We start from the raw sequence: 14,229 nt of genomic DNA on the forward strand, positions 1-14,229 counted from the left end.
TCTGGTGAAGCAAGCACGCGTGCTGACGGATGTTGAATTCAAGCGGCTGCTGGTCGTGGTAGCGCAGATGAAGCATGCGGGACGCAACCGGCTGGCGTTGATGCTGTCGCATCTCGCAGGGCTCCGCGTCGGAGAAATCGCCGCCCTGACGGTGCGCGACGTGATCGACAGCGAGGGCAAGGTCCGCGAGCAACTGCGCTTGAGCGCGGAAGTCACAAAGGGCGGGCATGCGCGGGTCGTGTTCCTAAACGACAAGCTGCGTCGGGAGATCGAAAGGCACCGGAACGAATGGCCCGTAGAATGCGATGCTGATGCGCCGCTGCTGCTGACACAGAAACGGACGGCGTTTTCGGCGAACACGCTCTGCCAGTTGATGGGACAATTATATAGGAGCGCCGGTCTCGATGGGGCGACCTCGCATAGCGGTCGCCGCTGGTTCATTACCCGGCTTGCACATTCCGGGGTCAGCCCGAAGGTCATCATGACGCTGGCCGGTCATCGAAACCTGACGACCACCCAGCGCTATATCGATGTGCGCGATGAGATGATGAAAGCTGCCGTCGATCTGTTGTAGCCGAGTTGTCGTGAAACACGACAAGTTCAATGGTCACGGCTTTGCCGTGCGGCCGCGTGACAGCCAGCCGATGAGCTTCCGCCGGATTGAGAAACCCAGCACAATGCTTTTCGGCTGCGCAAGTACCTTAGCCGTGTCATCCATCGGCAACGCCCGGTGGTGTGCGATCCAGCCGAGCAGGTCATGGCGGTGATCCTGATCGCGTCGGCGCTGGTTGCATTGTTCGGATAGAATGAAGATTGCGACATCGTCGGCCTCGACATCTGCCGTCAGTTGGTCGCTAAGAAACGCCACAACTTCCTCCGGCACTTGCCGGTCCCGCGCACTCATCGACGTCAAATAGCTCGGACCCTTGCCGAGCATCCGCGTCGAAAACTCGGCCTTGCTCTGCACAAGCCCTACCTGCTGCATGCGCTCGCAGACTGCTTCCAAAAGTTCGATATCGCTGACCATTGTTTCCCTCCTTCAAAACCTGCGGTTCTGACCCGTTTGATGCGGGGTTCTGCTGCTGACCGCTAAATAACTGAAATATTTATCGGAATAGCGCTGCTGACCGAGCAGCAAGGAGAGGCGCATGGTGCAGACGAAGGACATGAACTATCGCGAACTGCGGGACGCTTATGTGGAACTCATGGCGAAGACCATTCGGCCCAATGGCTTCCTGACATTGGTTACGAATGGTGAGGGATCGACACTCGGCATACGAAAAGACCTGAAAAGCCTGCTTGCCCGTATTGACCGGGCACTGCTGGGGCCGAAATGGCAGAAGCTGGCGAAAGATGAGCGGACCGAAGGCGTGTTCATCCTCGAACACGTCGAGGGAAAAATCCACGCCCACGGCATGCTGCGACTGCCGCCCCACGATGAGAGCGATATTCACATGATCATCGGCACCCACTGGACGACGCTATGTCCGGGCGGCAACTCCCTATTGCTGCCGGTCGGAGATGCCGAAAAGCGCGCACGCTACTGTACGAAAGAAATGTCATTACCGTGGTTCAGCGGCGATCAGGTCGTCTGCACCTGGGACTTTATGAACCGATAAGTCATCTTTGCACGCTTCCGGCGCTGTTGCCACGCTATGCGCATGAGAGGCTGCAATTCTGGTAGGTCTCCTGCTGCCCTGTTCGCAGAGCGGCAGATGTAGTCTACCAACAGATGACAAGGTTCACGAGAACCAAGAACGTCTTCGAAACGCATGCTCAGAGCATGACAAGGTCGAAGACAACAACAGATGCTCAGACATCGACACCATCAAACATCCCACCGAATGATCCGTCCGAATCGAATTTCCCCGAAACAGCGCACGCGGCTTTGCCGAAAACGCAAAGCGAGACTATCGGCAACAACAGATTGGCAAGAAATTCATCGCAATCTTGGCCATGACCAGCATTTCTCCCCATAACGGCAACTCTCTTTTCCCCGACCATACGCAAGTTCCTGCGGTTCAGCGCCTGCGCGACATTTTCCGCGAAGATGTCGTTCCGCTGAGCACCATCGCGGCTATCGATCTGTTTGAGCGGTTATGGGCGTTGCACGAAACCGCCCGCGTCGACCATTTTCTCCGGCAGAAAACTCCTATGCGTCGTTATGGAAAGGGACGCGGGCCGTTCCGCAAAGTATTACCCCCACACGTTCCGTTGCGCGGCTTCAGCTTGCAGCAATTGGCCCTCATCAAGCTCTATTGGCCCGAACCTTGGCCGATCCCTGACCAGATCGAACGATCCCCCGCACGCTTGGTCCGAGGTGCTGCCATCATCCGCAAGGCCCTTTACGATTTCCTTGATGATGGGATGTTCCCACGCGAGCGCGCCATCAAACAGGAACTCGAACGGCGGCTTGGCGCGCCAGTTGCCAGCCTGGTACGGCCGGATGCGTTCGCATTGATGATGCGCGACACTCCGCAAGAGCGGTTCGAAGCGATCAGTCATTATTATGAGCAGAAGCGTAAGAAGGGTTCCGCGTTCGCTGCGGGGCCGTTTCAGCAACGGCTCAAGGAGTGGCAGGCGAAGCCGTCTTACGATGCTTGCGCCATTCTGAGGAATGTCGAGCGGGAACTTGCGAACCCACGATACTTCTCCCCCGTCGATATCCAGAGGCTCGAACAGCGTTATTGCGTGGCCTCGCTGCCGCCCTTTCCGACGATGAAGTCAATCCAGTCGCGCACCGCCAGACTAGCCATATGTATCGAAGCGGCTGTGCAAATCGGTCAGCATAGCAAGCGCCTTCGCTTGGACCCGGCATTAGCCGAGAAGGTCGCGGGCAAATATAACGCATTTCTAATGTCCGAAAATGCACCGCAAAAATCCACCTCATCTAAGCAATTGAAAATAAAAGAATATCTCCGATACCTTCGCAAATAATACTCGGTGATGATTTTGCGGGTTCGGGCGATCTTCTGGCTGTCAATCACGACATACAGGAGAAACAAATGTCTGAAATCACACAGGAAAACACCATCGTTGAAGCCTCCGCTGCCCCGATCAGCTTGGCCGAACAGGTGCAGGCAGAGACAAGCCTGAAGTCCAAGGTCACCACACTTCGCAGCGCCCGTCAGGCATGGGAAGCCGGTGAGCTTGCTGTGAGCAATCGCCGCAAATACGAGATCCTTGCCGAGACCTATCGGCTGCTGCGGTCGACGACGGCGGAAGAGCTTCGCGAGGTTGCGACCGTGTTCGACATCAGCATGAATGCGGCAACCTCTGCGGCCTCGCTGGCCGTCAAGATCGTGTTCGGTGATGCGGACCGCCGCCGTGCAAGCTCGCTCGGCAAGGTTCTCGAAGCCGCGCAGGCCAAGGAGAAGACGCCCGAAGACTTGGTCCAGTGGATCAAGGATGAAGGCGGCGTCGAGAATATCCGTCTCCAGAAGGCAAAGTCGTCGGTCGAGAAGCCGTGTGAAATCGGCAAGGCGAAGGCGCGTAAGCAGCACACACCGGTTTTCGTCATTCCCGCAGCACAGGCTGCGGACATGAAGGATGGCGCCGATGGCTTCCTCGTCCATATCAGCCGCCGCAGCCCGGATAGCGGCCACGACGTCCTATTCACGCTGAACAGCGATGCGGTTCTCAACGCGGTGTTCGCTGCCATCGCGAAGATCAGTGAGGGCGAAGACGCCGAGGCAACGGACAGCAAGAGCCAAACGCGATCCATCGAGGTCAGCGGCGTTACGGCGACTGGCCTCAAGGTTGCGATGGAAGACGCCGTGCAGGCCTGATTTTACCGGGGTGGCTCAGGGCCACCCCACAATTCCCGAACATGGAGATTACGATGAATTTTGCCGTTACCTACGGACCGAAAGCGCTGTCCGACTTCCACCACTACGATCAGAAGCTTGCCGCCATGAGCTATGTTGGCGGCAACAACACACGGCCTCTGCTGCTGTTCGGTCCAGCCGGGACCGGTAAGACTGCATTCGCGCGCGCACTCGCCGAAAACCTCTGCGCAGATGTGTCGCAGCACGACATCATGTTCATCAACGGCAGCATGGAGAACTCCATCGATACCGTGCGTGAGAAGATTGCAACCTTCGCATCAGTTACGAAGTTCAACGAAAGAGGGTTGAGCATCATCATCATCGATGAGGCTGATGGTTTTTCCGGTTCGGCGCAAAATGCTCTCAAGGCCGAAATCGACAGGGTGATGCCGTACACGCTGTTCATCCTGACGACCAACCATCTTGAGAAGCTGGCCGCCCCTATTCGCGACCGCTGCAAGGTCGCCCATTGCCCTTGGCCGATGCCGGGTGAGCTCCTGCCGCTGGCGCAGAAGATCTTGCTAGCTGAAGGCGAGACCATTTCCGACGAAAAGCTCTTGCAAGTGCTGGGAGCCGACTACGCGTATATCAGGGGGTTGAGCTATCGGCAGATGTTCCAGCGTCTTGAGGACTTGGTTGGCCTCCGCAGGCTGCGCGGTATGGGCAATCCGACCACCGCAAAGGCCAAGTTGTCGTGAAACACGACAAATCCGGGGTCAAATGGCCCCGGAGCCCCTTTCACACAAACCTTCACTTTTTCAACGGAGCAATTTCATGCTTAGCGACACATTAGCCGATGCCGAGAGCGCCATCTACCAATACCAGACCGAATGGGCTGAAATGTACCGGCCTTTGACCGCCGAAATCAACGAAATCCGTTGCCGGATGGTCCTGCTTCAAATGAAGCTCGATCAGATGGTTCCCAACGAGTGGCTTGAACGCAATCCGATCTATGCAGCCGCGAAACAAGGAAATCCCGAGCTTCATGACCGATTTATGCATTGCAAAGACGACAGCGTGCTTGAAGACTACCGGCGAGACTATGCAGTGTATCTTTCAGGTCACTCGAAGGCTTAGCCTCGTAGATCGTGCAATTCGGTGGCCTCGCCATCTCCCGGTGCAGCACACTACGCGGATACTAAGGCGAGTGATGGCGAAGGCGGCCATCTGAATAGCCGCTTTAAGCAAACCTCAATCACCGCCAGCTATGGGGACCGGAGCAATTCGGTTCCCATTCGGCATAAGCGGATATTCGCAATGACACCATCAGAACTCAAAGAACGCATCGCACGACTGCAAAAGCCGCTGGCCTATTTGGAGGGCGGTGTCTCCCTATACGCGGGAGCAGCCACATATACCGCGATGTTCAGCATGGACCGTTCTAAAAGGATCAATTCGTATTTCGTGCGCCCTGACCTGAACTTGCGGAAAAAGGTATTGCCGGAACCGCAGTTTTACGCGCAATTGAATGCAATTGTCGGTTTCGAATTCATCACCCGGCAGGATCGGATAGCGTCGGACCTCTTGGCCCGCAAGCATAAGCCGGAGACGAGCAAGTTCGCCGATGATGCGGAGTACGAGGAAAGCGAGCGCCAGAGGCTGTCCGACTTGACGCTCGAACACAATGTCCCGATCCTCCGGTATGCGTTGCGTTGGGAACAAGACGGCTCGGAAGAGAAGTTCGCAGGTGCATTGCTGGCGACACAGCAACAACAGTTTATTTTTGAGTTAGCGAACAAGGGCTGATCTTTCGCCCGAAGAAATCGCAAATCGACGTGTAGGTCGAAAGCACTTAGAAGCCATAGTCCTCGTAGATCGTGCGATCTCGCAGCTTCTCCAATGCCGAATTTTCAAGGCATTGCTGATTGAAGATGCTTTGAACGGCCTTCGATGATGGCGGGGTTGCAAGCCGAGGAATAGTCCCGGTGAGCGGCAAACCGGAAAGCTCCGGCTCTTCGACAATCCGTCCAGTCATCGCGGTTGCTTCCAGATATGCGTTAACCGGCATTGGGGCCGAGAACGTCTCATCGCGGACAAGCTCGATGCCGAGCATGGGACGCAGCGCCATGATGTCGGAAATCCACAGCGGTTGAAACACCGGCCCGCCATCGCTGAGATTATGCAGGGCATCGACGGCATGCCCGCAGAGCCGGCTCCGTGTCAGTAGCATGACGGCTTTGCCATTGGGCTCGTACAGCCGAACAACCGGCGGGAAATTCGCATTCGGTCGTGCATGCCATTGAAGGCGGCGCAGCAGGGTTTTCGGGAACACGCGCCGGTATCGCCCCGCCTGGTCCATCTCGTGAACGGCGACATTTTTGCCCTCGGTCAGCGCAAACAACAAAATAGCCCGCCACGACACCGCCGACAGATAGCTGCGCTGGTGCATTTCTCCGTCGATTTCGTAGCGCAAGCTCAGCGATGTGCCTTTGCGTTTGATCTTGTAGAGGCGTTCGGCCCCCACATGTAGGTCGGTCATGAACAGCATGGCCAGGTCAATTTGCGCCTGCGTAAGCTTGTCGGCGTGATCGCCGGGTGAATGGTCTTGCATCAGGTCTCCGCTCGGTTTAGGCGGAAACAAAATTCCAGATGGCTCAAAGGGCGAGTTCAAAGACACGACCGGACAAATGGCAGAGGTTGCGCATGCTTGCGGGGGGCAGGCCCGGCGGGCGACGCATGTCAAGCAGAAGCACAGAGGCATCAAGGAATGCGGCCCAGCCCGAAAACAGTGTTGCGCAGCGCCCCGCACCGAACGCGCGTCCGTGACGCTCTTTGATGACATTACAGCAACGCCGGAACGCACGAAGGGCATGGGATCATTTGATCCCATGCCCTTCGGATGCTTGCCCGGTAAAAACTGCGCAGTTTATGCGGACTTGCGCAGCATCTTGCCGCGTTCGACGGCGGCGGCGGTCAACTGCGCGTCAAGCTCGCCAGCCCGGACAGCCTCAACGAGCGTGTCGATGACCTTCGGCAGCGCCGAAAGCTCGCCGATCTCGACAGCGTTCTTGTCCTTGGCGAATTCGATGGTCTTGCCCGCATAACGCAGTGCGAAAAACACCTTGCCGTTGCCGTCGATGAACCAGCCCTGGCGCACGCGCTTGGGTGCTTCGAGCTCGACACGGACACCTTCGGCGTTCTTCTTGCGCACGACATGCGTCGGCGTGAATGCCTGACCGGCGATCTTCGCTTCCGCCATCTGCTTCTGCTCGGCCAGTGCGGCAATCATCTTTTCCCGCGAACGCTGCACCGGATCGGCGGTTGCGCGAGCCGGAACGGCAGAAGTGAGCTTGAGAGCCTTGAGGTGAGACATGCTGTGATCCTTTCCGAAACCATTGAACGTGTTTCCCGGATACAGCCGTCTGCCAAAAGGGCGAGCAAAGAGTTTCTGGAAAATCCATCCACTTGGGAGACATGGTACGCGGCTTTGGTGTATTTAGAGCACCAAAGGGGTCGTACATGACAAAGCAGTTCTACTCGGTAAGAACCGGAAAGAATAAGAACGCGGCTGGCTTTCCGCTTGAAGTCATCAGAGATTTGTTTTTTCGATTGTTCAAAGATCTCCGGGCTGAAGGTTATTTCAATGAATATCTCGGCTGGTACTGCGTCGATCAGGGGGATGTGCCGGGTCTGATATTATCTCCCGATCTTGACATGATGCTGAAGCTTCGAAAAGACGGACTTTGGCCCATTGACGAAAAGTACGCCTTCTACACGGAAGACGATTTACTTGACATCATCGAGTACCTTTTTTCCGTTGTCTCCAAGCCAATAGATGGGACATATCACTCGTTTAGCGACTGCGGCATGCATTGGGAGACCTTCAACAAGCATGAGGGCGAGAAAGTCTTCCGTGAAAAAATCAACGACCTTCTCAACCTCTATCAGGGAAAGTTTGAGTTATCAGAAGTTGGCGATGTTCTGCACAAGCCCGATCGGGGGTTTGAGGCCATTTTTGCAGCCGACACACCGACCAACGACAAAAATATCCGCGGTCGCATTGACGCGGCGATTACGCAGTATCGTCGCCATGGGGCAAGTCTCGATGACCGGCGACAAGCAGTTCGTGATCTGGCCGATGTCCTTGAGTACCTTCGGCCGCAGGTGAAAACTGTTCTCGACAACAAGGACGAGAGCGACCTGTTCAATATCGCCAACAATTTCGGCATCAGACATCATAACGATAAACAGAAAACCGGCTACGACGCTGCCCTGTGGCTAAGCTGGATGTTTTATTTCTTTTTGTCGACCATTCATGTCGTGCTGCGAAAGATGAACCGTGACAATGAAGAGCGGGAAAGCGCGCGAAAATAATCTCGATGTGGTTGCGCTGTCAGCGAGACGCATAGACGCCACAGGAACGACGTCCTGCCATTTCAGCAGCCCTAGCATGTTTGCGCTACGACGCGCGTCCGTGAGCGGATCAGTTCTTCGCCGGAGCTGGATGCTCATCGATCATTGAAATAATTGTAGGATACTCTCCGCATTGCTGTTAGCGATCTGCAGGGACTGGATCGCAAGTTGTTCCTGCGTCTGGAGTGCTTTGAGCCGCGTAGACGCCTCGTTCATGTTGGCATCGACAAGACGGCCAATCCCCTTGTCTATGCTGTCCATGAGCGTCTGCGCGAAATCCTGCTGCATGTCGATGCGTGTCTTGACCGCGCCGAGCGTGCTAGCACCGGCTATGACCTTTTGCAGCATGGCATCCACGCCGGTCAGGTAGTTGTCGAGGTCGTTGGCGGGGTCAGTGATATCCACGTCGAGAATATCAAAATCCGGAGCAGGGCCGATGTTGTCGGTGACGTTGCCGATCTGAACGAACGCCCGTCTCCCTGCATCGGGATAAAGGGTCTTGTCGATCTCGAACAGGATGGATGCGCCGCTCGCCGTCACGTCGAGCCCTTCGCCGTCAAGCGCGTAGTCCAGCAGTGCCGCCATGTCGGCGGCTGACGCGATTTTGCCGTCCGATGTGCCGAGCGCCGTATCCACCATGTCCCGCGTGACGGTGACGGTCGTGGCCGGATCGCTCCCTACCTGAATGTCGAAGCTGAATTCGACATCGCGATAGACGGTGAAGGGGCCTGAAAAGCCGAAACTCCATTGCGGATAATCGTCTGCAAGCTCCGAGGTTGCGCCGTTCTCAAGTCCCGCGCCGAAATTCCCCGGAGCGAAATTCGATGTGACCCCGGAAAGCTCGATGCTCGAATTGGACGAGCCGGTTGCCTCGACGCTCTGGATACGCACGCCGTTGAACAGCGTGATAACTCTCGCCACATCGTTGATGGTGCCGAATGCGTATCGCAGCACGTCGGCGAACTCCGCATCATTCGACACCGTGCCATCTGATTTCGAGAGAGCCGAATTGATCGTGTTTGCGTCGATGGTGACGGTATAGCTATTGCTGCCATCAACCAGTAGGTCGAAGCTGATCGTATCGGTTCCCGACAAGCTAAAAGCGCCGGTTAAATCGAAATCCTGATATCCAGGGTCTCCATACGTCGTGACATTGCTACCGCGAAACCCGCCAATAGCGCCGAGCGAGCGGATATCTTTCTGCAAGACACCGCCGCCGCCGACATTGAACAGGCTGAGATCGGCAACATCGATATCCGTGGTGCCGACCCGCACGGAGCCATCAGAAGATCGTATAAACGATGACGTGATGCTCGTCGACAGCGAGGACAGTTCCCACAGGTTCTCCGGTGCATCCGTATTCACCCAGTTCACGCCGTTGAAGCTCGCCGATGTCGCGATGGAAACGAACTGGCCCTTGAACTGGTCAAGCTCGGTCTGGATTTTGGCTCTGTCCACGCCGTCTTCCTTGGCCGCAACCAGCTTCGCCCGGAACTCGCCAAGTGCATCAATCGTGCTTTCCATGCTCGCATAGGCGACATCGACCTTGGCGGCACCAAGACCCAAAGCGTCCGACACGGCGGCGAGCGCCATGTTATCCGAGCGCATTGTCGTGGAGATCGACCAATAGGCCGCGTTGTCCGCTGCGGTTTGCACGCGAAGCCCTGAACTTACCTGTCGCTGTGTGTCGGCCATATTGCTGCCAATCATGCGAAGGGTTTGCAGCGCTGCCAGTGCCGAGGTGTTCGTCAGAATGCTGGTCATATGATGGGCCTGCGGTGGATGTTGCCGTTATCCGTCAGCCGCACCAGTGTCCCGCTAAATGTCTTTGCACTCGACGGAAATTAACCTCTTGTTAACCGTACAGGCCGCAGTAATCTCAACGAAACCTGCGGTGATTTGCGCCGTAGATTTACAACTCATTCCCGCAAGCCAAACCCTTACGCTGGTGTAGACATTTGCACCCGGCGCTCCTCACGCTCGCCCGCTCGATAGCTCCATGTTAGCGGATTGCAACATGAGGAGGCCGCTATGGGCACCGAAGACAGCAACAACAGCACCTTTCCGATCCGGGCCTATTCCTATGTGCGTATGAGCACCCGCAAGCAGCTTCGTGGTGATAGCTTACGCCGACAGCTTGAACGGTCGAAGGCGTTTGCGGACGAGCACTCTCTGCTTCTGGACGACAGCTTGCAGGACTTGGGTGTCAGCGCATGGAAGGGTAGGAACTTCAAAACCGGCGCGCTTGGCCGGTTCCTTGCGATGGTCGAGAGCGGGCAAATCCCCAAGGGTAGCTATCTGCTGATCGAAAGCCTCGACCGGCTATCGCGCGAAGCCGTGCCGGATGCGCTGACGCTGTTCATGGCGATCATCAACGCGGGCATCGTCATCGTGACACTCGGTGAGGACCGGCAGATTTACAGCCGCGACCGGCTTAATGGGGATTGGACCAAGCTAATTATCGGGCTTGCGGTGATGTCGCGGGGCCACGAGGAGAGCCAGACCAAGAGCGAGCGCATCAGCGCGGTCGCAAAACGGAAGCGGCAACAGGCCCGCGAAGGCAAGGGCCAGATCACCGGCATCACGCCCGCATGGATCGACGCCGAGCGGATCGATACGAACCGTTACGCCTTCACGCTGAACCACCATGCCGCAACGCTGAAGGCAATCTACGAGATGGCGGCGTGCGGACTTGGTGCGACGGTGATCGCCCGCAAGCTCAATGCCGATGGCGTGCCGGCCTTCAAGAGCAAGGATGGCTGGTATCAGAGCATCATCAAGGCGCTTCTAACCCGGCACGATGTCATTGGCACATTCCAGCCGCACCGGATGCAGAACGGCAAGCGCGTGCCGGATGGTGATCCAATTGAGAATTATTTCCCTGCCGCTATCGACAAAAATTTGTTCCTGCGCGTTCAGACCATGCGAAGCAACCCCGGCAGACCGGGCCGCAAGGGCAACGCATTCGCCAACCTGTTCACCGGGCTTTGCCATTGCGCCCATTGTGGCGGGACGATGACGATGAAGATGAGCCGAGTCAAAGGTAATGAAAACGGCCGCTATCTGGTCTGCGCGAACTATGTGCGCGGTCATCGCTGTGCCGATGGCAATCGGCATTTCCGATACGAGCCGCTGGAGGTCGCGATCCTTGATCACGTCAGGGAGATCAACCTGGCCGAAACGCTGCAAGCGGAAAGGTTCGATGATGTGCGCCGGGAGCTTGATGAGACCATTGCCGGATTGACGCTTGAACTGGAAGAGCTTCGCAGAAAGGAGCAGCGTCTGGCACAGTCTATCGAAGACGAAAGCAAGCCGCTGGATGCCATCGTGGCGTTGCTGAAGGCCCGGCAGGCCGAGCGTCAGCTTGTCGAAGCCGAGCTACGGCACCAACAGGCAGAACGCCAGCGCCGGACAATTCGGCACGAACAGTCCTCGGAAACCTGCGACCGCATCGGTAGGCTGCGAGACGCGTGGGAGCGGGCCGATGACGTGACCCGATACGACCTTCGCTCGGAGGCGCATGCTGCCATCAGGGAAATTATCACGGAAGTCAGCTTTGACAGCGGCGATTATTCCGCAACATTGATCGTGGAAAATGGGATCGCCGCCTACGGCATCAAAGGAGGCCGCATCAGCGGATGCTTCCCGGCGTTTGCGGCGTGACGCCGATGCTCACCATTCCTTGTGATCGGGTCTCAATTGATCCTTGCGGCGCTCAGTGCTGACCTGACCATAATGCTTGTCGATCATGGCAATAGAGGTGCGGGTGTTGCGGGCGATATCATAAACATCGACACCGCGAGCGATCATCTCGGAAATATAATAGTGCCGCAACGAATAGGTGGTGCGTGCCACGCCACGGAAATCCTGCTGCAAGTCGCATACTTTCAGTAGCTCGGAAAAGCCCTTCTTGAAGCTTTCGATGCGTTTCCCGGTATGATCGGCGAAAACGGGATCATCATCACGCGGTTCCCGGCCAACTTCCCTTTCGAACGCATCCCACAGCGCATGAAGCCATGGGATGACGGACAATTGCGGGACGACGGCACCGTGCTTGCCTTTGCCCTGAACCTGAAAGCGAACATCCTGATCTTGCAGTTTGCCCTGTCGCGCCGAGCGGAAGCCGACGACATGACCCCAATCGAGGTTTTTAAGCTCCGTTGGCCGCATTCCACTGCCAGAAGCGATTTCGATATGGGCGTGCAGTTTCAGCCTGTCGGAAATGACATGCATATTTTGCCGGAATTGCCGCCATACACGGCCATCCCTACCACGGATTAATTTTCCCTGCCCGCTATGATCTGGATAGATGCGTTGCAGGCTGGTGCCGATAAGAGTTTCGAATTCTTCCGGCGTAAAGCTTGGACGGCTATTATCGATGCGTTTGCGAACCTTGATGTCGGCTATTTCCAGCTTGCCGCAATAGCCCCATTTGAGAGCCTGCTGAAACAAGGCCCGTACGATGGTCAATTCACCCCTCTGCCGACTGATCGACGGCACCTCATGGCGCGCTGTGCGACGGAGGATTTTGCCATTGCGCTCATAACGGATGAACTCGATATCCTTGCCGGGGCCGCTGACCCAATAATTCCGCCGCCATTCCACATAGCGTTCGATATCCGGCTCGCGGATGGTGTCGATGGGCTTGCTGCCGAAAAAGCCGACGAGATATCGACGAATGACCGGGGGCCAGTCGCGAGGGTGGTACTCGCTGCGGTCGTTACGTTCGCTTTCCGCGACCACGAGCTTGATGAATTCCTCGGCCACCTCTGCGAATGGGCGCACAACAGCGGTGAAACCATTCTTCACGCGATAGTTCGCCTCGCTCCATATCTGGTAAGCCCGGTGATGCGCTTCGTCGTAATTGTCTGTTTCGAGGCTTTTTCGAACTTGCTTACCGCCTGCGGAAAACCGCACCGACCAGATGGTGCCACCGGGGCGCTGAAAGAGGGTAAAGGGTTGTTTGGGCTGCTTTGCACGCTGCAACATGACGCTCTCCGAAATCGGTTACGTTGCTAGCACGCCTGCGTTAAAGCTGCGCTAACCTGCAACCGCAGAAGGCGTGACGGGCCTTGAAGGAAAAGAGCAATTTTGCGGGCTGTGCTAGACGTGTGCTAGCGTATTTCCAGCACAAGCTAGATCAAAGGACTTTTCAAAAACTTAGCGTTTTCAGCAAGTTAATGGTGCCCGGAGGCGGATTTGAACCACCGACACGCGGATTTTCAATCCGCTGCTCTACCAACTGAGCTATCCGGGCACTTCAGGTCCTTGAAGAACCTCCGCTTTTGGCGGGCGGGGCTGTTTGGTGCCCCGAAAGTGAGCGGGGTTATAACATCTTGTTCGGACATGGCAAGCGCCCTTGCGAAGTTTTTTGACAGTTTTTTCACGGCGCCTGTGGATGGCTCGAAAGTCTACCCGGCGAAGGCCGGATTGCGGCGGAAAACCCGCTCCTGGGCATCCGCCGGGCCAGCGGGTGCCGGCGCGGCAGGTAGCGACTTACGCCCCCTCATTGCGTCGTGCGGCAAGGCCAAGCGCGAAAGGCACAACGGCCACCAGCGCCGCCATGACGGGCGAGGAAGCGAAGATGCGGCTGGCAAGCGAGGTGACGGCCACGGAGCGCACCACCGTCATCAGGCGGGAATTCTCGCCGTCGCGCTCTTGGTGGGGCCGTGCGGGCGCGTGGCGGGAATGCTGGGCAGCCTCCAGCCGTTTGACATCGCGGCGGATCTTGTCGACCTGTTTGCGAAGCTCGTCCAATTCGGCGCGCAGCGACGGGTCGATGGTATTTGCGGTCCGCGTTCTCCTGGCTGCGGGTTTTTCCGCCTTTGCTTCGGCAGCTACAGCTTCGGCCTCTTCCTCCAGTTCGGCCAATTCGTCGTCCAGGTCGGATGGCTTGTCGAAACCGTGGGATCGCAGTGGTGCTTTCATCGTTGTCTCCTGACGCATGCTAAATTGCTGCGGCGGGCAGTTTTGCCCGGTCAGCCCCTTCAACGTCTCAACTGAGCAAAGGATGCACGGAAAGCGGGGAGGCAGACATAATAAAACAGGC

General features: G+C 56.8%; 14 protein-coding genes, 1 tRNA gene and 2 pseudogenes. 9 read left to right on the forward strand and 8 right to left on the reverse strand.

Annotated elements, in window-relative coordinates; translation table 11 throughout:
• Positions 1 to 4: 4 nt before the first annotated feature.
• The gene (locus tag O9X91_RS01585; RefSeq protein ID WP_269834270.1) at positions 5 to 574 is read left to right on the forward strand and encodes a tyrosine-type recombinase/integrase; all 570 of its coding nucleotides are present in this window, start codon (positions 5 to 7) and stop codon (positions 572 to 574) included.
• 33 nt (positions 575 to 607) lie between these two features.
• Here the strand turns inward: O9X91_RS01585 and O9X91_RS01590 are convergent, their stop codons facing one another.
• Entirely contained in the window at positions 608 to 1,027 is a 420-nt protein-coding gene (locus tag O9X91_RS01590) for a DUF6626 family protein (protein ID WP_107340462.1), read from the reverse strand.
• Positions 1,028 to 1,148: 121 nt separating this feature from the next.
• Between O9X91_RS01590 and O9X91_RS01595 the strand changes: the two genes are divergently transcribed.
• The 6 genes from O9X91_RS01595 (at position 1,149) to O9X91_RS01620 (ending at position 5,573) form a co-directional block, all read left to right on the forward strand.
• Positions 1,149 to 1,619, forward strand: a complete 471-nt coding sequence (locus O9X91_RS01595) for a hypothetical protein (protein ID WP_107340461.1) — start codon at positions 1,149 to 1,151, stop codon at positions 1,617 to 1,619.
• A gap of 337 nt (positions 1,620 to 1,956) precedes the next feature.
• Positions 1,957 to 2,937: a hypothetical protein gene (locus tag O9X91_RS01600; RefSeq protein ID WP_107340460.1), complete on the forward strand. Its 981-nt coding sequence runs from the start codon at positions 1,957 to 1,959 to the stop codon at positions 2,935 to 2,937.
• A gap of 68 nt (positions 2,938 to 3,005) precedes the next feature.
• Positions 3,006 to 3,788 carry a hypothetical protein gene (locus O9X91_RS01605; protein WP_107340459.1) on the forward strand — a complete coding sequence of 261 codons (783 nt, stop codon included), beginning with the start codon at positions 3,006 to 3,008 and terminating at the stop codon, positions 3,786 to 3,788.
• A gap of 53 nt (positions 3,789 to 3,841) precedes the next feature.
• Positions 3,842 to 4,525, forward strand: a complete 684-nt coding sequence (locus tag O9X91_RS01610; protein WP_269834271.1) for an AAA family ATPase — start codon at positions 3,842 to 3,844, stop codon at positions 4,523 to 4,525.
• A 76-nt stretch (positions 4,526 to 4,601) separates the two neighbouring features.
• Positions 4,602 to 4,904, forward strand: a complete 303-nt coding sequence (locus tag O9X91_RS01615; RefSeq protein WP_107341390.1) for a hypothetical protein — start codon at positions 4,602 to 4,604, stop codon at positions 4,902 to 4,904.
• Positions 4,905 to 5,084: 180 nt separating this feature from the next.
• The gene (locus tag O9X91_RS01620; protein ID WP_107341391.1) at positions 5,085 to 5,573 is read left to right on the forward strand and encodes a hypothetical protein; all 489 of its coding nucleotides are present in this window, start codon (positions 5,085 to 5,087) and stop codon (positions 5,571 to 5,573) included.
• 46 nt (positions 5,574 to 5,619) lie between these two features.
• Here O9X91_RS01620 and O9X91_RS01625 read toward each other — a convergent pair whose 3' ends face one another.
• Positions 5,620 to 6,378 (reverse strand): DUF2958 domain-containing protein, encoded by a 759-nt coding sequence (locus O9X91_RS01625; RefSeq protein WP_269834272.1) that lies wholly within the window; start codon positions 6,376 to 6,378, stop codon positions 5,620 to 5,622.
• 315 nt (positions 6,379 to 6,693) lie between these two features.
• Positions 6,694 to 7,140 carry a hypothetical protein gene (locus tag O9X91_RS01630; RefSeq protein ID WP_107341393.1) on the reverse strand — a complete coding sequence of 149 codons (447 nt, stop codon included), beginning with the start codon at positions 7,138 to 7,140 and terminating at the stop codon, positions 6,694 to 6,696.
• A gap of 146 nt (positions 7,141 to 7,286) precedes the next feature.
• On the opposite strand from O9X91_RS01630, the gene O9X91_RS01635 reads away from it, so the two are divergent.
• Positions 7,287 to 8,141 carry a hypothetical protein gene (locus O9X91_RS01635; protein ID WP_107341394.1) on the forward strand — a complete coding sequence of 285 codons (855 nt, stop codon included), beginning with the start codon at positions 7,287 to 7,289 and terminating at the stop codon, positions 8,139 to 8,141.
• Positions 8,142 to 8,282: 141 nt separating this feature from the next.
• On the opposite strand, the pseudogene O9X91_RS23930 reads toward O9X91_RS01635, so the two are convergent.
• Positions 8,283 to 8,534: pseudogene (locus tag O9X91_RS23930) on the reverse strand (flagellin); the annotation flags it as partial.
• A 1,020-nt stretch (positions 8,535 to 9,554) separates the two neighbouring features.
• A pseudogene (locus tag O9X91_RS23935) lies at positions 9,555 to 9,944 on the reverse strand (flagellin N-terminal helical domain-containing protein); the annotation flags it as partial.
• A gap of 267 nt (positions 9,945 to 10,211) precedes the next feature.
• Here O9X91_RS23935 and O9X91_RS01645 point away from each other — a divergent pair.
• Positions 10,212 to 11,843, forward strand: a complete 1,632-nt coding sequence (locus tag O9X91_RS01645) for a recombinase family protein (protein WP_269834274.1) — start codon at positions 10,212 to 10,214, stop codon at positions 11,841 to 11,843.
• A 9-nt stretch (positions 11,844 to 11,852) separates the two neighbouring features.
• Here the strand turns inward: O9X91_RS01645 and O9X91_RS01650 are convergent, their stop codons facing one another.
• The 3 genes from O9X91_RS01650 to O9X91_RS01660 all read right to left on the reverse strand — a co-directional run bounded on the left by O9X91_RS01650 (position 11,853) and on the right by O9X91_RS01660 (position 14,108).
• On the reverse strand, positions 11,853 to 13,169 hold the full coding sequence (locus tag O9X91_RS01650) for a tyrosine-type recombinase/integrase (RefSeq protein ID WP_107341397.1): 1,317 nt from the start codon (positions 13,167 to 13,169) through the stop codon (positions 11,853 to 11,855).
• A 192-nt stretch (positions 13,170 to 13,361) separates the two neighbouring features.
• A tRNA-Phe gene (locus O9X91_RS01655) sits at positions 13,362 to 13,437 on the reverse strand.
• 239 nt (positions 13,438 to 13,676) lie between these two features.
• Positions 13,677 to 14,108 (reverse strand): hypothetical protein, encoded by a 432-nt coding sequence (locus tag O9X91_RS01660; RefSeq protein WP_077985431.1) that lies wholly within the window; start codon positions 14,106 to 14,108, stop codon positions 13,677 to 13,679.
• Positions 14,109 to 14,229: the final 121 nt, after the last annotated feature.

This window comes from Agrobacterium salinitolerans, from assembly GCF_027498475.1.
Classification (GTDB): Bacteria; Pseudomonadota; Alphaproteobacteria; order Rhizobiales; family Rhizobiaceae; genus Agrobacterium; species Agrobacterium salinitolerans.